Annotated in this window: 11 protein-coding genes; 1 reads left to right on the top strand and 10 read right to left on the bottom strand. The window is 43.3% G+C overall.

The genetic code is table 11. From position 1 onward, the window contains the following. Positions 1-142: 142 nt before the first annotated feature. The 6 genes from EPX21_RS16275 to EPX21_RS16250 form a co-directional block, all read right to left on the bottom strand. Entirely contained in the window at positions 143-1,501 is a 1,359-nt protein-coding gene (locus tag EPX21_RS16275) for a glutamine synthetase family protein (RefSeq protein WP_134090759.1), read from the bottom strand. Beyond that, positions 1,498-2,799, bottom strand: coding sequence for an ethanolamine permease (gene eat, locus EPX21_RS16270; RefSeq protein WP_134090758.1), 1,302 nt, complete (start codon positions 2,797-2,799; stop codon positions 1,498-1,500). Before eat ends, EPX21_RS16275 begins: the two co-directional genes overlap by 4 nt. A 58-nt stretch (positions 2,800-2,857) precedes the next feature. Then, the gene (locus EPX21_RS16265; protein WP_134090757.1) at positions 2,858-3,643 is read right to left on the bottom strand and encodes a 5'-nucleotidase, lipoprotein e(P4) family; all 786 of its coding nucleotides are present in this window, start codon (positions 3,641-3,643) and stop codon (positions 2,858-2,860) included. Positions 3,644-3,657: 14 nt separating this feature from the next. After that, positions 3,658-5,196, bottom strand: coding sequence for a SusD/RagB family nutrient-binding outer membrane lipoprotein (locus EPX21_RS16260; protein ID WP_134090756.1), 1,539 nt, complete (start codon positions 5,194-5,196; stop codon positions 3,658-3,660). Positions 5,197-5,304: 108 nt separating this feature from the next. Continuing rightward, positions 5,305-8,715, bottom strand: a complete 3,411-nt coding sequence (locus EPX21_RS16255) for a SusC/RagA family TonB-linked outer membrane protein (protein WP_134090755.1) — start codon at positions 8,713-8,715, stop codon at positions 5,305-5,307. Between the two features lie 12 nt (positions 8,716-8,727). Next, positions 8,728-9,714 carry a FecR family protein gene (locus EPX21_RS16250; protein ID WP_134090754.1) on the bottom strand — a complete coding sequence of 329 codons (987 nt, stop codon included), beginning with the start codon at positions 9,712-9,714 and terminating at the stop codon, positions 8,728-8,730. Positions 9,715-9,984: 270 nt separating this feature from the next. Here EPX21_RS16250 and EPX21_RS16245 point away from each other — a divergent pair, with 270 nt between their 5' ends. Next, positions 9,985-10,296, top strand: coding sequence for a nucleotidyltransferase family protein (locus EPX21_RS16245; protein WP_134090753.1), 312 nt, complete (start codon positions 9,985-9,987; stop codon positions 10,294-10,296). 98 nt (positions 10,297-10,394) lie between these two features. On the opposite strand, the gene EPX21_RS16240 is transcribed toward EPX21_RS16245, so the two are convergent. The 4 genes from EPX21_RS16240 to EPX21_RS16225 form a co-directional block, all read right to left on the bottom strand. Continuing rightward, positions 10,395-10,976 (bottom strand): RNA polymerase sigma-70 factor, encoded by a 582-nt coding sequence (locus EPX21_RS16240; protein ID WP_166670791.1) that lies wholly within the window; start codon positions 10,974-10,976, stop codon positions 10,395-10,397. Between the two features lie 316 nt (positions 10,977-11,292). Beyond that, on the bottom strand, positions 11,293-14,403 hold the full coding sequence (locus EPX21_RS16235) for a DUF5107 domain-containing protein (RefSeq protein WP_134090751.1): 3,111 nt from the start codon (positions 14,401-14,403) through the stop codon (positions 11,293-11,295). 47 nt (positions 14,404-14,450) lie between these two features. Further along, a complete protein-coding gene (locus EPX21_RS16230; RefSeq protein ID WP_134090750.1) occupies positions 14,451-17,441 on the bottom strand; it encodes a glycoside hydrolase domain-containing protein in 2,991 nt (996 codons plus the stop codon). Positions 17,442-17,451: 10 nt separating this feature from the next. Continuing rightward, entirely contained in the window at positions 17,452-18,942 is a 1,491-nt protein-coding gene (locus EPX21_RS16225; RefSeq protein WP_166670790.1) for an aryl-sulfate sulfotransferase, read from the bottom strand. Positions 18,943-18,946: the final 4 nt, after the last annotated feature.

Below are 18,946 nucleotides of genomic sequence, written 5' to 3'. Positions count from 1 at the left end.
CGGTCATTCTCTGTAATTTCGCCATCATGCTTGTCAGTTTGTAAATAATAAACTGTCAACCTATATCAGGACAAGACATTGCTTCCTAAAACTTACCACCTCAAACCTTACACCTCTTAATACCTTACACCCTATACCTCTATTAAATTATCTCAAAATACCGTTTCAATTCCCAATCGGTAACCACTTTAGCAAACTGCTGCCATTCCCATTCACGCGTACAGCAGAAGTGATCCACAAATTTTTCACCAAACAGCTCCTGCGCAACCGCCGACTCCTTCATTTGCTTGGTCGCCTCGTCAAGGTTTGTAGGCAATTTCCCATTCGAAAAATCCTTATAACCATTACCCACAGTAGCAGGCTGTGACAAAGGAATCTGATGCTTTATTCCGTACAGGCCAGCGGCTAGGCAAGCAGCAATGGCCAAATAAGGATTGGTATCCGAACCAACCACTCTCGTTTCTACTCTGGCTGACTTCGCTCCGAGCGGTAAAACCCGCAGTGCAACCGTCCGGTTATCCAAAGCCCAGGTAAGCGTCGTAGGCGCCCAAGCGCCTTCAACCAAGCGTTTGTAACTATTCACCGTTGGCGCAACGAGCGGCAAAATATGCGGCAGACAGTGAAGCTGGCCAGCGATATAGTGCTGCATTAGTTCGCTCATGTGTTGATCTTGTTGCGGATCAAAAAACAAATTCGTCTTCGAATCCGCATCCCATAAACTTTGGTGTACGTGCCCGCTGCATCCTGGCAAATCTTCCCGCCATTTGGCCATAAAGCAGGCCATAATGCCATGCTTATAAGCAATTTCTTTCACAGCTGTTTTAAAGAGGATCGCACGATCTGCCGCTTCCAAAGCACCCGAGTAGGTAATAGCCGCCTCATACACGCCCGGGCCTGTTTCCGTATGCAGCCCTTCCAATGGCACATCAAACTTAGCCAATAAATCAAAAAGGTCATTAAAATAATCACTTTTTAAAGCACTTCTTAAGATCGAATAACCAAACATTCCCGGCGTTAAAGGTTTCGGTTCCTTATAGCCCTTTAGCGCAAAGCTATCCGGTGTTTCCTCAAAATTAAACCATTCAAATTCCTGCGAAAAATAAGGTTCGAAACCCAAAGAACGACACTCGGCAATTATTTTTTTAAGCAGTTGACGCGGACAGACATAAGCTCCTTCACCCTTTGCATCAAAAAAATCCCCCAGGAAAAAGGGCGTATCGTTTTCCCATGGAATTTTTCTAAACGTGTTGAGATCAAGCTGCAAAGGCATATCAGGATAGCCCGAATGCCAGCCTGTAAATTTTGTATTTTCATAGGCTAGATCCTGCGCATCCCATCCAAAAACCACATCGCAAAAGCCCAGTTCGCCTTTCAGTACCGCACTAAATTTATCCGTTGATATATACTTTCCGCGTAAGATGCCGTCGATATCAGCCGCTGCCAGTTTTACTTTCCCAGAAGCATGTTGTTTTACGTATTCTTCTATCTGTTCTGCCGTCATTTTTTAAAGATTTTAAATAATACATACGAGACGAGTATAATAAGCAGGTATACCAAACCAATCTCCCAGTTATAAAAAAACATGGAAGCTAGTGAAACAATCCCCACGACCAATACCAGGATGGGAAATAAAGGATAAAGGGGCACCCGGAATGGGCGGTGTAGATCCGGTTCCTTTTGACGTAGTTTGATCAGGGCGATCATGGCGATTACGTACAGTGTCAGTGCTCCGAAAACCGACAGTGTAATGATCTCGGCCGTTTTACCGGAGAGTAATGCCAGTACTCCCACCAACATGTTACCGATCAGTGCCGCAGCAGGTGTTCTGAATTTCTTGGAGATATCGCCAAATACACGCGGAAAATTATGCGCTTTGCCCATTTCGTAGGTAGATCGACCCGCGGCCAATATCAATCCGTGGAAAGAGGCCACTAAACCAAATAAACCTACTGTAATCAGTAAATGGTACATAACATGATTATCGCCCGTAATCATTGATAGCGCCAAGGGCAGCGGGGAGTCGGAGGTTTCACCTGCTATTCCATCACGAAAAACAATCGCTTCCCAGCCCCCCACACCCACCGCTGATACAAACACGAGCACACATAACATGGCCAGTGTGAAAATAGCCCAACCAAAGCCCTTTTTTATATCGCGCTGCGGATTTTTTGTTTCCTCCGCCACGTTCGCAATCCCCTCAATACCCAAGAAAAACCAGATGGCAAAAGGTATAGCCGCAAAGGCGCCACCCCACCCATTGGGAAAAGCATTACGAACAAGATTTTCAGCGTTAAAATGTGGCGTAGCAATCCCCACAAAGAGCAAGAGCTCTCCCACAGCCAACACCGTAATGACCATTTCAAAAGTTGCTGCTGCTTTTACCCCCACCATGTTCAACCCGGTAAATAACAAGTAAGCAATAATAGCGGTGTATATAATGGATGCCTCGGGGAAGAAAGCATTAAAATAAGCGCCAATGGCAAATGCAATAGCAGGTGGCGCAAAAACAAATTCAACTGTTTGGGCGATGCCCGATATAAAAGCGATATCTTTTCCCAGCACCCTGCCTGCATAATCAAAAACTCCACCAGCCTTGGGGATCGCGCAGGCCAGCTCTGTATAGCTGAAAGTAAAGGTAATATACATCAGCATCACCACAAAAGTAGCAAGCGCCATGCCCAGTGTCCCGCCCTTTTCCAAACCCAGGTTCCAGCCGAAATACATACCAGAGATGACGTAACCTACGCCAAGTGCCCATAATGCAAAAGGGGTTAATGTTTTTCTTAATGTCGTACTCATTCATTATTTGGTTTAATGTTTAAAAAGTCTCCCCAGCTTTTTATATGGCTATTCAACATTAGTAGCTTCTCATCAGACTATTCAATACGGTGTTGCTATCCGCAAAAGATAGCGCCTTTTTATCTCGGTAAAAGGCCTCTTCCCAATTTCCGTACATATGATTAGGTAATACAATAAAACGCTTTCCGAAATCCAGTCGGCTTTTTTCTACCCATTCCCGTCGTTCTTCCATCGAATTATTGTTAAATATAGCAGAAAAATCACCAAGGTTATCTCCTAACAACATAATAATATTGAAGTTATCGGCCACACTATTTCTTCTCTTTTCTTTCGATGAGGTATCTTCCAGTAATAACAAATGTTCTTTATCCGCATGCGGGAAACCATACTGCTGTAAGTTTGCCAAGGTCTGTTGTTCGTCCTGCAAAATACGGTTCGTAACGTAAAAGACTGTCACGCCTTTTGAGGCAGCGTACTGAAAGAAAGACGGTGCCCCAGGTACGGTATCGCAGGCCACTTGCTTCGTCCATTCAACCCAGGAAGAGTCGGTGTAATTTCCACCCTGTTGCGCTTGATGCACATAATAAGGGCTATTGTCCAACACTGTTTCATCAATGTCCGTCACAATGGCGAAAGGTTTATCCGTTGAGGATTTTAATAACTCGTCCAAGCTTAGCCGAGCGCTATTATAAGCTTGATAACTTAGCGCCCGATATTCGGCAGCACGCTGCTGCCACAAAGCCCCCCAAGCGGGAGCTTCGGGCATTAACGACAGTTCCTTCGTATTGTTTTTTTGCTTACAGGACAGGAGGACCAGCAAGCAGAGTATTCCTATTTTACGCATAAGGTAGTTCCTTCTTATTTTAATATCCAAATTTCCTGATTCACATGATCATTCCCACCAAACTGTCGCTGTATCGCTTCAGAAACATTTTCACCATTATAATTCAGCTCATCAGCTGGATATAACCACCTCTTTGGGAAAGTATTTGTCGGATCATTCAGGTTGGTCGCCGAATTCAGGATGAAGGTTGGGTATCCTGTCCGTCTATTTTCAAACCAAGCATTAAAATCACAGGCTTGTAAAAAACCAGCTAAGTATTTTTGCGTAATGATCTGTTCGATTTGTTGTTCGGTTGATCCTGTTAGCGGATGATCATTCACATATTGTTGAATATAATCGTCTGTGATCGGCATACCATGATGATATTTTTCATTATCAGGAGTATAACGTGCTAAAAATTGCATCGAGGCTGTAATTCCGGCATTGTAATACGTGCTTGCCGCACCACCAATCCAACCTCTTATACTCGCTTCTGCCAAAATAAACTGCACATCCCAATAATTGAACTGTCCTACCGGCTCGGCATTGAACAAGTCTGCATAACGATCGTTCAAGTCACTAAAATCCTTTGTGGCGTGGATCGTTTGCAAACTATTAAAGGATGCGGATGCTTCGACCGCGGGATAAGCATCCCAATCCGAAGCGCTTTTACCAGCAGCCAGCTTTACAGCAGAAGGTTTTGCATAATAAAACAATCGCCGATCCCCCATCTCCTTTAAAGGATTAATGAGATTTGCCGATAACATGGGGTAAATTGTAAAGGGGTTAGAACTATTGATATTTACCCAAGGGTATTTTTGGTTGTCCTTATCCAGATAGGTAAGCGCAAAATTATCATCATAGCCCCGCATAAGCGGCCGGTTATTCACAATCTCCTGAAAGCGAGATATCACGTTCAAATCAGCATCATCTGTTTTTTTATAGAGATTGATCAGTACATACAACTCAAAACTATTTACTAAACGCTGCCATTTATCAGTACTTCCATTATAAATAGGATCACCCGCAAAATTTTCTCCTTGAGAAAAGAGGTCATTGGCCTGATCCAATTCTGACAGAATTCCTAAAAACACCTCTTTCTGCGCATCATACTTCGGCTTCACCAAACCCTCTGTTTCTCCTTTAACGGCCTCCGTATAGGGTATATCGCCCATTTGCATGGTTAGTATAAAAAACTGCCATGCGCGGATGAAATGCCCCAAGGCAGTATAGGAATTTTTCAAACCATCTGTTTCAGCGTAACCAATCATCGGATCTATATTACGGAGTAGCGACAAACGATTAAAGTTACCGCGCGTAATTCGATTATATTGGTAATTTTCCTGCCCTTCCTGCCAGGTAAGGTATTTTGCTAACAGAAAAGGTTGCATAAAGGATTTCTGCGTACTGATGTCTGTCCGTGTAATATCGAGCAACATGTTACTGGCCAACATACCCGAAGTGACCTGATCGGTGGCATTGGGATTGGTGTTCATCTCATCAAATTTAGAGCAACCCAGCAGCAGGCTCGTTGCCATGCTGAACACACCGATATATTTTATATAGATTTTCATATGTGTATAATTTATTTTTTATCTGTCATATGGAATACTCATGTGTGTTTGTGTTTTGGAAACATGAGTATTTCATTTTTTATCACATTAAAAATTTAACATCCTTTATTAAAACCCAAGACGTATATTCAACCCAAGCATACGCTGTGAAGGTGAGTTTAAGTTTTCCGTAAACACATCGGGATCCGAAAATTTAAATTTGGTAAATAAAAGCACGTTCTGTCCAGTCAACGATACGGATGCGTTTTTAATACGCGTTTTGGACAACAGCTTTGCTGGAAAGTTATAACCAATGGATATTTCACGTACTTTCACAAATCCTTGCTTTTGCACACCATGTTCGCCGTCACCATCGTTCAAAGATTGCGCGTAATCTTGGTAATTCACCTGCACATCGTTTGGAGCATATACACGGGTATCGTTGGTTATTTGACCATATTTATCATAAGTTGCTTCACCCGATACCACTTTTACACCTTGGCCAACGTAATTCGATAAACCATTCACCACTGCATCATAGCGGTATTGATTATCGGTTTCCGGATTCGCTCCTGTATCAAACATTTTATCCCAGATATAATTGTACATTAAACCACCAATACGGCCATCAATGGTAATACCGAGCGTGAAGTTGCCCAAACGGAAAGTATTGATAAAACCAAACATAAAATTAGGATCACCATAGCCCATTTTACTCTCGTAATTGCTGGTCTTCGGAATACCGTTCACATGAATAATATTTCCCTCCGGATCGCGTTCCCACATATTTTTCTTATATACATCCCGTCTCGCCCCTTTCTTCGTCCAAAGATCGTCGGCTGAATAAACAGGATCTAAATTCACATAATATTGATGGTTGTTCGACCAGTTGATCGCTGTATTCCATTCAAAGTTTTGTCTCTTAATGGGTGTCCCTGTCAAGGTGATCTCCAAGCCTCTCCGTTCATAGGTTTCAGCTGTATTGACAAGCGTTGAAGAAAATCCGGAAGCGGAGGAGATGGTTACAGCCTTTTGCTGATTGTAGTAATACTTATTGAAGTATGTAACATCGAGGCCTATCCTTCTTTGGAACAAAGAGATATTACCACCAAATTCATAGGTGCGGTGCGCATTGGCCAGCAAACTATTTCCGAGCAGGTTAGCCGGGTAACTGGCCGTATTGTAATTATCCCAAACACCCGGTGATACCGCATAGGTTCTGTTGTTGCTGTATACGTCCAAAGGCGACTTATCAACCGCCCAGGAACCACGCAATTTCACCATATCAAAAGCTTGTGGTAATTTGACGTATTGAGAGAGGATAAAGCTGGCGGCCACGGAGGGATAAAAATAGGACCGGGAAGATTTAGCTTGTGTGGAACTCCAATCATTTCTACCGGTCACATCCACAAAGATCGCATCATCCCAGGATAAACTGGCTTTACTGAACACGCTATTCACCTGTCTTCTATATTCCGTTTCAGCAACTAAGGCCTTGTCTACTGAAGCAGCCAACGAATACCAACCCGGCACACTCAGGCCATTCTGCGTGGCTGCGTCTAACCCACGATCATTGTAGTAATAAATGGTTCCCCCTCCTAAGGCATTCAATCCAAATTTACCCCAACTTTGGTTGTAGGTCAATATGAAATCATTATTCGTGCTGAAGCCCCAGTCTTTATTGATCCCGTAGGTACCAAGTGAATTAAAGGACACATTTGTCCCCGGGGTTAATGCAAGGCTAGGATCCTCTCTTGAATAGTATCTTCCTACGTAAAACTCACTGCGCGTCGAGTTGATACCGATCGGATTCCGTATCGTCTCTATATTACTGTAAAAATCATATCCGGTACGGAACAAAACTTTCAAATTTTTATTGATCTGATAGTTCGCATTAAAACTGGCATATAGTTTATTCTGCGTGATACCATTCAGTTTTTCATAGGCAATTAAGTAGGGATTATCATACCAGGCATCATACAGCCAGTTTTGTTGTTGATGGGGGGTTACCCAATAATCACGATACTGCCGGATATCATAATCTGGGCCGGTCCACATCAAAATCTGATAAAGATATCCTTGATTTCCATATCCTGTACCCCATACTTGTGGAGCATTCTGCCGGGTATAACCAGTTTGGGCCCCAATGGTAAATTTATCTCCCAGCTTCATTTCTCCGCTGTTCGTAAAGTTGATGATATTGAGTTTGGTATTTGGGTACTGGCCTTTATTGAGAATATGATTCAAGCTGGTACGAAAAAAGCCGTTTTCACCTGTTTGCGTAATGCTCACATTGTTATTGGTTATGATACCTCTTTCTAAGAAATTCTTCAGATTATCTTTCCCGCTAGAGACTAGCGGCATCTCTTCTTCTTGTTTAGTAATGGGATTCCACTGCATTGCCGTTTGGCCAATATCCAGTTTAGGTCCCCACACATAATCATCTGCAATAGCTCCATTAATGCCATGGGCATAAGAAGTTTGTACTTCTGGAAGTGCTAAGAAACCCATTTGGGTCATTGTATTGCTGTTCACGTCGGTCGAAAAGCCTTTTGCCTGTCCTCTTTTGGTGGTGATAATGATGGCACCACTACCTCCTCTGGAACCGTATAGTGCAGATGCCGTTGCACCTTTTAAAATGCTCATATCGGCAATATCATCGGTAGGAATATCCCGCAATGTCATATTACCATAAGGCACCCCGTCTATGACGATGAGCGGCGATTCGCCTCTCAATTCGATCGTTGGCCGGGCATTGAATTCGGTAGAATTCTTCACCACTAAACCCGAAACTTTACCGCTTAAGGAAGTTCCCACATCCACTCCTTTAACGGTTTGCAATTGCTCACCAGAAACCTTTTGCACGGCATAACCGAGTGATTTTTCTTCCCGCTTAATGCCAAGTGCCGTAACCACCACTTCTTCTAGCTGGCTTTCGCTAGGGCGGAGCTGCACTTCGATGTGTGTTCTACCGTGAATGGGTTCTTCCACCGAATAATAGCCCATATAGGAGAAAACAATGACCGCATCGCCGGAAACTCCGGTTAACACATAGTTGCCGGAAGCGTCTGTTACGGTACTTCTGGTGGTACCCTTGATCAGGACACTTACACCAGGTAAGGCAGTACCATCCGCCGCATCTTTTACAGTGCCGACAATTTCCTGCTGTGCATTTGTGATGGGAGAAGGGGATTCCGCCTTCTCTTGCTTGGTAGCGACTTCCTTCATACTTTTAGCAGGCTTCACCACATATAACATGTCATCAATCTTCTCTACTGCAAGCTTTCCAGCAACTACTTTTTCCAGAAAGGAGGCGATATCGCCCTTCTTTAGTTTGCTTAGGTCCGGACTTTCAATCATCGCCGGACCAATGAGATCGGCGCTATAGTTAAAGCGGATATTAAATTTCTGCTCTAAGGAACTCAGTAAATCCCGAAAGGGAATGCGTTGTTCCTCCGCATCTGCTTTGCTTAACGTACCGAACGTAAAGGCAATAAGGAGCATGATAGGCAATTTTTTGCCTAGTAAAAATCGTTTCATAAATCTCCGTTTTTAGTTATTAATTTGTTGGTTGATATTTATTTTTTTATTGTCATGAATTGTTATCTCACAATTTAACGCTGCCGAAAGTGTTTTGATCGCTTTGTCAATATCATTGGAAGGTAAAGAACCTGTAAAATGTCTTTTCTCCAAACCGGTCTTACCAAACACAACATCGTAGCCGTAAATTTCTTTTAGAACATGGGCTATCTTCGCTAACGATTCGTTTTTAAAAGGAAGCAAATCGTATTGCCACGCCGCATAATCAAGGGTATCCACCGGTCTCTTAATGAGCGTTTTTTCCTCCATGTTTAGCATGGCCATTTCTCCTGGGACCAACATGGCCGCCTCCTTGGCTGTATTTCTAATGGCCACCTGCACACTTCCCCGATTCAGCACGACATGTGTTTCCGCTTCTCTGGCTTTTAGGTTAAAGGCCGTTCCCAATACCCGCACTTCTAATCCTTTTGATGTATACACAATAAAAGGTCTTTTTTTATCAGGCGCTACATCAAAAAACGCCTCTCCTGTTATCCAAATTTCTCGCTTATCTTGGTTTAAAAAATGCTGATGGGTTTCTATTTGTGTATTGGCATTCAACAACACCTTCGTGCCATCTGGCAGCATCACCGTTTTCTTCTCGGCAAAATCTGCCCGGTAAATAGTTTTGGTTGGACTTAGAAGAGAGTGCGCTAAAATTCCGATTGCGAATAAGACAATAATACTGGCAGCGACCACCAGCATGGATTTCCACGTGCTTCCTGGAAATTTGCTTTCCTCACGCCCCTGGTCGGAAGTGATAATCGCATGGAATATATCGTCAGACGCCTCTTCATCCAGTACAGCCTCCTGATCCAAACGTTTTATTTCTTCAACGGTTGGCAATCCTGCTTCATGCTCGGTCGACTGCAAAAGCTTAACCAACAAATCAATCTCCCGCCGGGTGCATTCACCCTTGATAAATTTTAGATAGAGATTTTTTATTTGCTGTATGCTCATGCTTGTCCTATTTATAAGGTAATACAAGGAACTTAACAGGAAGGACGATCAGGGAGGGAATTTTTTTTGAAATGGTTGAATAGTTGAGTTGTTGAATAGTCAAATTGTTGAGTAGGGAATTAGCTGATTAGCCAATTTGATAATGAGTCAATGATCTATTCACTATCACTACTCAACTATTATCACAACTCGACTACGAATCGTTTGCGTTAAGTAAGTGTTTTTTTCATTGACATTGGCGAATTTCAAGCATTTTATCTAAGTTTGTGTATGGCAGTCGCAATTTATAATAAAGTGGATTTAATATCCCTTCTTCAAGCCAATAAAGACAGGATTCGATCATTTGGTGTTAAGAAGCTAAGCTTATTTGGCTCTTTTGTGACCAATCAGGTAAAAAGCGATAGTGATGTTGATTTTTTAGTGGAGTTTAATCCGTCGATGAAGACGTATGATAATTTTATGGATCTCTCTTTTTTCTTGGAAGATTTATTAGGAAGAAAAGTTGAACTGATTACACCTCAGTCGTTAAATAAACATATAGGTCCTTATATTCTTAAACAGGCAGAGCATGTCCGTCTCTAATATCGAAGCGCTTTATTTAGTTAATTGTCTAATTTAAAATTATCCCTACTTAACTACTCAACGACTATTACTCACAACTGGCAACGGGCAACTAAAAACTAAAAACCCGCAACGAATAGAACGAAAGCAACTAAGGAGGTAGTTAACTCAGCGTGTGTATACATGTAATGTTTGATAAATTTGAGGGACTTAACGATCTGGTCTTTCACCGTATTCTTTGAGATACAAAGTTGATCGGCTATTTCTTCATGCGAGAGGAACTCTATCCTACTCAACTTAAAAATCAGTTGTCTTTGCGTAGGTAGTTTATTAATGGCTTCTTCGTATATCTCCCGCAACTCCTTACAATGTATCCAATCTTCCAGGTCATTGTGACTCGCTGCCTGACTATAAAAAACATGCGAGGCATACCGTCCTTGATGAGCGATTTGCTTTAGCTTATTATAAATACTATTGCGAGCGATGCGGTACACATAGGCTTTGAGATTTTGTTCCGGGTCTATATTTTCCCGGTATTTCCACACCTGCATGAATACATCTTGAACGGCTTCCTGTGCTAGCTCACTCGATCTGAAAAAACGGTACGCATACGCATACACATCCTGCTTTAACAGGTCATAAAATACTTTGAACGCTTTGGGATTTCCTGCCCTGATGGCAGTTATCATACTTGTATCCATTCCATCCATTTTGAACCTTCCAAAAATAGTATATACACGTTTACCGCATTTTAAATTCTTATTAAGCTAATAAGAACATTTTTTGCAATACAGCGCTTATTTTGAGGATAAATACATCTCCAAAAATGCAAACATATACGACCTACAGTTTATCGGTATCTTATTGGTCAGCCTGCCTTATCGGCAGCGATTGAAAGCAAGTATATAGCTTCGGTTCCTTTTTTCAAAACAATAGTGAAACGCAACCGATTGCGTGAGTTGTCTTTGTAACGCACGTGATGCTAAAAATTAATGAACACAAAATCATCATACAAATCTAAAACAGTCGCCTATCCTCTTGGATCAGTAAAAAGCTTATCAGTTCGTTTAAGTCAAGTGCATTACCTTGAAGCAGTGCATGTTGCGCTAAGGTTTTTGCTGCCTCGCTCGATGAAGTATTTGTTTGGTCGGCCAACCACTCCTTGGCTTTTATTGCTGCGTCGCTTGCCTTACCCAGCGCTTTCAATGCAGCTATTTTTAATGGCACACTCGCCCCCCTATGCGCTTGATCTTGAACAATCTGCAACAAAAGCCTTTGATACTGCTCCTTTTCGCCTTTTGCATTACAAATTTGTGCTGCTACCCAGCGTACCAGCTGCTGATCTTTTAAGTTTTCGTAGGGCTCTCCCACTCCTAAATTACTGGGCCATTGTTGTGCTTCCCGTACTTTTTGATTTGCCAAACCAAACTCCTTGCGCTGCAGGGCTTGTAAGGCGAGCATCAACTTGGTTTGCTCATAATACTTGCGACCGTCGGTTGCTCCTTCGAAAGGCAAAATCTGAATGGCCTTCAACACTTTTTCGGCTGCCAGGAATTCCTTATTTAGCAAGAGCACTCGAATATAATCCAAACCGATTACATAATTTGCCGGATGATGTTCGTAATAGGGTTTGATTGTTGCAATCGCTTCCGTGTACATTTTTTGCCGCGATAAAAACCGGGCGAATAACTGCCCGTAGCGCCACTCCTCCCGGTCGAGCTGAATGGCTTGCTGCAGATCCCGCCGTTGTACCGCTTCTTGCCCTGCTTGATAAAGACGTGCACGTGTCACGTAAAAAGGAGCAAAATCTACCGGATCTTTCACTTGCCCCAACAATACCCTTGCTGTGTCCTCGTTGTTTCGAAAGATATGTACCAGCGCTTCCAAATAATTCGCTTTCCATGATGCCTTTTCGGCGCTTGCCCATGCAAATACCGCCGCACTCTCCTCTCGGAACGGAAACACCTGCTTCAGATCGGCCGCCTCTGCCATTTGTAACCATTTGTCTTTTTCTGCGTCCTGTTCGCGACAGAGCCAGGCAAGCCAATAGAGGCCTTCTATATTCAAGGGAGATAGGCTTAAAACCTCCTTTGCCGCATCGAATTCCTTGATATTGGCATACCAAATGGCCAATTCTAAATACGTTTCCATTGGCAGTTCATTGCGTATGAGGGAAACAAAATGATCTTTAGCTGCAGCCGATGGATCTTGGAAATAGCTTTCAAAACGAATAAAATGATTTAAAGGTTCTCTTAATCGAATAGCTTCTGCTATTGCGGTTGCTTCTACCTCCTGTTTGGCGTGTCGTGTGCTTAGGTATTGTAGCTGTAATGCCTCGATATTGTCCGCATTTTTTCCTAAGGCCTTTTGGGCATAATCAAAAGCCCGATGATAATCTTTCTCCACGACATATGCCTTGCTCAAGGCGGTATAGGCTGCGCTCTGAAAAGTGGGATCTAAGGAGGCCACTTCAAAACCGTCCATGGCATCATACGACTTACCTAATTTAGCAGCCGCGAGCCCATAATAATAGTTTGCTTCCCCATGGTAAGTGTCTATACTTAAAGCCTTTTTTGCATAATAAAAGGTCGAATCGTAATGCATATGCGTCCATTGAAGCTTCGCCATTTCAACGAGCGCAGGCACAAATGATCCATCCTTTGCCAGAGATTGCGCAATTTTAGGCTCTGCCTCTTTATAAAAACGCAAGCGCATACGATCCCTCCCTTGTAGGTATAAGCCATAAACAGATCCGGTATCCATTGTTTCTGGCAGTTCCAGGGGTCTTTGTAATAGCGCCGAAGAAGAGCTTTCCAAGAGATCCAGTACCTCTTGCCGTATTTTTACCTTTTTTGGATGGGTCTTCCCACCTCCTGTGATTTCCAAGGATATGGGCTTGCCAATTGTTGTCTGTATAAAGGCCTCCTGAATGAGTTTTTCATTTTCATCATAGATAAATAAGCTGTCGGCTAAAGCCTGATTGGGATCTATGTTAAGTATGAGCTTATCGGCCACCTTTTTTGAAGAAAAAGTCCCCAGAAGGCTCGCTGCCTGAGCCGCTCCAATGCCCTGGTAGGGAAACCAATATTCTATCCAGGTGTCTGTTTGATAAGGTTTGAAATCGATTTGTTTAAAGGGGGTGAAACTGCTCTCAAACATATTCTGATTGAATAGGCGTCCGCTCTGTATTTCTACATATTGCCCACTATTGTCAGTTAACAGTTGTTCCCAGATTTTCCCTTCGCCCGATTGTGCCCAGAGAAAGATTTTCTTGCCCAACTTATCTTCCCGATTAGCGATTCGCAGCATCCCATAATCCTGATTTTTCCAATAAGCACTGAAATAACGACTGTGGGTGCCTAATACATGGTATGACTTTGATCCGTCAAAATTATTCTGACGGTAATAGGACAGATTCCTTCCCTGTTCATCTATCGGCCAAGGATGACTCTTGCCATCATGACCGATGTAATGATCTCCGGGGTAGAGAAACTGCAAATCATCTGCTGCAGGAACCCCTAGGTTCATCCAGGTATAATAGGGCTGCTCCATCGGATTGGTATTGCTCCAAAAAGAGCGGGTGGAGAAATAACGTTTATCTTTTTCAAGCTTTATTTCCAAGGTCCAGCGGGTACGGGTAAGCAGGTCTAAGGCACTGATAAAGCAACTGACACTACCATCCTCATGCTGCTGCGTCAGGTAGTCTACCGGTGTGGAGGTATTCGGTGTATGACCGATAATACCATAATTCGCCTCAATCCCACCGCTGGTCCATGGCCCGCGCATGGCGATATCCCGGAATTTAACCACCTCATTATTATATATAAAATCTTTTTGTGCTACTTTATCAAAAGCCGACCAGATTTTGCCGCCTATTTCGGGCATGATTCGCACTTTGATAAAATCATTTTCCAGCTCTACTATTTTCCAATTTTTTTGGATCGGCTTCTGGGCGAATCCATCAAACCTGAAATAGGGATAAATTTTCCGGGAGGCCGGAATAGGATCTGGATCAGAAAAGGGATAGGTCACGTAACGTTGAGTCGTTTCCTTGATGCTAGCTGCCTGTTGTGCATACAGCACAACAGGCAATATCGTCAATAAGCTTACAAGCATTGATTTAATCATGGCATATTCTTTTATGGTATGAACCAAGTATCCGGATCAACTCTTTATTATTCAACAATCAACAACAGGCCCTTATTTTTTTGAACGGGTATCGCTTCTCCTATTTTAAAATGACGGGCTGTTTGAAATTCGTCTATCGCAGGAGCAGTAATAGTAGCCCGCTGGGGGTCTATGCCAAGCTTTTGCCAATCCAACTGCAATTGAATCGCTACGTCTTCGGTTGCCCAACTGGCAAGGGATATCATCAATTTCCCTTTCTTTTGGTAGCCGGTTGCCAGCACATCTTGGCGATCAACCTTTACCGGATTGTCTGCTACCCAATAGCCAATCATCTCCGATCCTTTCATTCCAAAATCATCCCAGGCTTTCCAAAGTGCTTGTGGACCGCTTTTTTGATAGGGCAATCTATTTGTCATCCCATATACCATTCCTCTCCACGGATTTCCACCATCTTGTAACATCTCGCCCATCAAACCGAAAGGAATACCGCTTACTTCGGTAAGAAAGAAATCGGGATCGTTATTTTCGTAGTCGAAATACTCGCCAAACCATAAGCGATTGAGATAAGGAAAATGCTCCAGGTATAAATTTGCACTATTGTTAAATCCGTCCCGTTCGTTATATTGATTGGCCGAATGTAGATCAATTAGTCCAGGGCGACCGTCTTTCGTCATCACTCTTTTTATCCGTTTCATCGTCACCCGGTCGAACGCAACATCATCTAGGTAAATACCATCAATACCGATGCGATCCACTAACCAATTCATGCCTTCTACATAGTAATTATGCCACCGGTTCATGCCACTGTTGATAATGGCTGCATCTTGATAAAAAGGAACGAACCAAGCGGCTATATAATCCTGCTGCAGGTGTTCCTGTAACCAGGAGTATCCTTTCCCAGGCCCCGACGAGAATACTTCATGACCTAGACTCCTTAATGGATATAATTCATACATACGGTTAGAGACTTCTCTCACCGTATTATAAATTTTCACTTTCAGTCCCAAATGATGGGCGGAATCGATGTAGCTTTTCATCTCTTTTGTAGCGATGAAAGGATAATTGATATAAGGATTGAGGGCATTACCATGGTGAATATTGATCACATTGGCGCCACTGGCCTTCACGGTGTCGACCGACTTATACGCGTGAAAATACCGTTCGCTCCATTGTTCCTCGGTATTTAGAGCATGAAAAGGTGTGATCAGCAAATTAAAATTGTAAAATAGCGTGTCGCCTTTTTTCATGTTTCTGGCTCCACTGTAACTGTTCACCAGCATCGATGCGCCTTTCACGCCGATATCGATTCCTCCTCTATTTGCATTTCCCCATGACGTAGGTAATAACAAAGGCTTCTGTAAATAAAAATTTGTATTTAAGGGCCTGGAATAGTGCTCATCTCTGAGCGAAAATTGCATGCCCGCATTGACCGCACCAATCCAAGCACCATCTTGATTTTTATTCGCTACATCCCACTTCCAGGCAACAGCTTCTGGCCGGCGCCCTCCCTTATACCCTAGCCCCATTAAATAGGTAGCCTGTTCTTGCTGATAAGGAATATGCATCGCAATATCGGTCAGCGCCATATCATGAAGCGCTGTTACCTTTACCGTATAGTTTAAAAAGCCATCAAACTCCAGCGAAGCGGTAATGTCCATCTGCAGACCATCGGCCATACTGCTGCTTTGCCAGGAAACCGTACCCGCCTCTTTTTGAAGGAAAGAAAAACCGGTTGTTTTAAAGCTGACCTCCTTTTTATCAGCTTGTTCAAAATGGAAATGAATCGGCTCATACAAGAGATCGTTCGGTTTATCCGTGATGTGCGTCATCGCTGGGCTAAAGAAGGTTTGAATTTGCTTGGGTAGTCCGTTTTCGGCTATAATAACTTTTCTTCCCAATAAGGATACCGCCGTATCGCCCATCACTTGCAAGGGGATATACGGTTTAATCACGGTATTCTCCTGTGCCAAGGTAGAGTTCAGCCAAGGCAATCGTGTCTGTAACCAGGGTTCGTGCACGCCACCATCTGTAGCCACCTCCGCGCTGAGCACTAATTTCAACTGTACTTGCTGCTCGGGTGCATTGGCAGGTTTGACGGTCAGTACACCTTCATAAGTCCCGGGCTCTATCTCTTCCGGTAGCTTCACCCCGCACCAAAGAGGCTGCACCCTATCTTGCGGCACATTTACCTCCCATTTTATCGGCTCCCCGGTATAACTAACACCCCGTGTATTTATACAATTGAACAGTTCGGCACCTATCGTTGCTCCTTTTTCATTCCGTAGTGGCGAGAAGATAATCCTCACATTTTCTAATGCCTGTTTGGGCGACCAAAGTCCTAATTGAAAAGCATAAAAACAGCCTCGGGCACTTTCTCCCTCAAAGCGATTATTTTGCAGTCTACCGCTTAGCCATTTTTTCGGCACATGATCGTTCATGCGAATGGGCAAAGATCGATCTTCCGGAAAGATAAAATAGGCTTGGCTTTTATGTTTACAGATAAAACCGTTTACTTCTTCTTGCGTCGCAATCGTCTCCATGACACCATTTTCATTGAAGGCATCTACCGATTCCAATCGCAGCAATTGCGTTTTACTTTTCGGTTTCTGCTGCTTCTCCTGTTCTTCATAGCGAATGGTATCAGCTTTTTTTAGATATTCAGCATCCGGATAATATTTGCTTCGTCCTCCCAGCTGATAAGGCAGGTAATACACATAATAAATTCCTTCGCCAGATAGGGGATGAAAAAGCAATACGCCCCCCTCTTCATTCATCGTCACATAGCGCGCGGGATCAATCGCTTGCTGCGTCAAACTATCGACAATGATCACACGCTGATCGCTTTTGACGTTACGGTTTCGCCAGGGAATACTTACTTTCACGAGTTTTTCATCGCCCTTGACCCGAATAACCGCCCGTTGATTTCCGAGCGAATCAGCCCCCCATAAAGACTTTTGAGGAGGGTAGTGATGCTGTGCGTACACCGAAAAGGATAACAGCACCATAATAATGTATAACAGTTTTGTTTTAGTATACATGAATGTTTATTTATTCGGTCCGTCTGTATTTTTTCCACAGGCTATCGGGCACATATTCCGCTCTATAGGGTATAAAATACGTATTTAGCTCCCACAGTACTTTCCCCAGCTTATCCGAAATGAGCACGCTACCTGTTTTCGAGCTGGTTTGCAAGATATTGCCATTGGGCAGTAAATAGGCGCTCCCCATCCGCGCTGTATATTGCTTATTTGGTAGCGGCACATCCAGCTTTTTCGTAGCGGTCTTTTCTTCCGTATTTAAGGTAAAAGACAACGCTCTGGAAACTTTATTGGTGGTGGACGAATCACGTGGAGAAAAATCTCCATTGTCAAAAAGCATCAGATCACCCTCCTGATTGATATGCGGTGCATGTTGGAAATAGAAATAATCCGATGCGTTCATCTGAAAGTCGCCCCCTTTACCCAAGCGCCACAAGGTTTTCCCCGTCTGCGCATCGATTTTCCATACTTGGTTTTCAATGGGAGACGAAACAATGTAATTACTATCCTTATCAAAGGATATGGTATTGATATGGAAGCGATCGTGCTTTAAACTGTCCAACCGCACATCCTTTGCGGTATCCCACTGATCCCAAGCCGACCATTTTTTTAACACCTTGCCCGTGGTATCCATGACCACTACACCATCACCCCACAAGGTATCTCGGGGTATACCCTGCTTCCGTTCATCCAATATATAATCTCTCACTACCGCAACGATGTGGTTTGATTGGTCCATACGCAGATCATGGTGCACAATCATTCCCAGCTTATCGGTGTTCAAGCGCCAACGCACATAACCGGTTAAATCAATTTCTACCAACTCCGTCCCACCCATAAAACCGGTCTTTCCGGTACGTAAACTATACCCTAAGCCGCTTTTTACGAAGGGTTTATTTTCCTGAGGTTTCGCGAACTCGTCTTTCCCTACCGGCGCTAACAGCGCTAAAACCGTTCCTCTCGGTGTGAGGGAAGCAATCCTTACGCCCATCTTCTCCTCTTGCCAATACCATTTGATAACCCCTTTGCCATCTACCATGGCGATATATCCTGGGAATTCGCGATAACAAAGCATCGTGAGGCCTTCTCCTAGAGCGCCTGCGTCATGCGGGTGATTTTCCTTAATCCAATCGTGTACCATCCAGGGGGATTGCTTTCGGGTTTGAAAATGCATGGTTTTCGATTTAATAGGAACGAGTCGATCCAGTACAATGCGGTAGTGATAGTCTGTTTCTGCTTCCAACAATAAAAGGTTAATCAAATGTTCTGTCGCAGCCTGTCGCACGGGTGTCAGATAATGCTTTCCATCCTTTCCAGCCCAATACTCCACATATACTGTGGCCGGTTTATTTAACTGTATACGAATATCTTCTTTAATAGCCGAATTGTCTGGCGATGATAGCTGGATATTGACGATTTGAATATCATGACTGTAAAAATAGTAGCCTCCATAAAGGAGGGCTACTATAAAAAGGCTAACGAGAATGTTCTTTTTATTCATTTGA

This window comes from Olivibacter sp. XZL3 (assembly GCF_004368405.1).
Classification (GTDB): domain Bacteria; phylum Bacteroidota; class Bacteroidia; order Sphingobacteriales; family Sphingobacteriaceae; genus Olivibacter.
Note: the sequence above shows the minus strand (reverse complement) of the source record. Positions and strands in the feature narration are given on the sequence as shown.

Bases quoted from the DNA above. Each gene is read 5' to 3' on its own strand.
- EPX21_RS16255 (WP_134090755.1), bottom strand. From the start codon at position 8,715: ATGAAACGATTTTTACTAGGCAAAAAATTGCCTATCATGCTCCTTATT.
- EPX21_RS16275 (WP_134090759.1), bottom strand. From the start codon at position 1,501: ATGACGGCAGAACAGATAGAAGAATACGTAAAACAACATGCTTCTGGG.
- EPX21_RS16250 (WP_134090754.1), bottom strand. From the start codon at position 9,714: ATGAGCATACAGCAAATAAAAAATCTCTATCTAAAATTTATCAAGGGT.
- EPX21_RS16265 (WP_134090757.1), bottom strand. From the start codon at position 3,643: ATGCGTAAAATAGGAATACTCTGCTTGCTGGTCCTCCTGTCCTGTAAG.
- EPX21_RS16245 (WP_134090753.1), top strand. From the start codon at position 9,985: ATGGCAGTCGCAATTTATAATAAAGTGGATTTAATATCCCTTCTTCAA.
- eat (WP_134090758.1), bottom strand. From the start codon at position 2,799: ATGAGTACGACATTAAGAAAAACATTAACCCCTTTTGCATTATGGGCA.
- EPX21_RS16235 (WP_134090751.1), bottom strand. From the start codon at position 14,403: ATGATTAAATCAATGCTTGTAAGCTTATTGACGATATTGCCTGTTGTG.
- EPX21_RS16225 (WP_166670790.1), bottom strand. From the start codon at position 18,942: ATGAATAAAAAGAACATTCTCGTTAGCCTTTTTATAGTAGCCCTCCTT.
- EPX21_RS16230 (WP_134090750.1), bottom strand. From the start codon at position 17,441: ATGTATACTAAAACAAAACTGTTATACATTATTATGGTGCTGTTATCC.
- EPX21_RS16260 (WP_134090756.1), bottom strand. From the start codon at position 5,196: ATGAAAATCTATATAAAATATATCGGTGTGTTCAGCATGGCAACGAGC.
- EPX21_RS16240 (WP_166670791.1), bottom strand. From the start codon at position 10,976: ATGGATACAAGTATGATAACTGCCATCAGGGCAGGAAATCCCAAAGCG.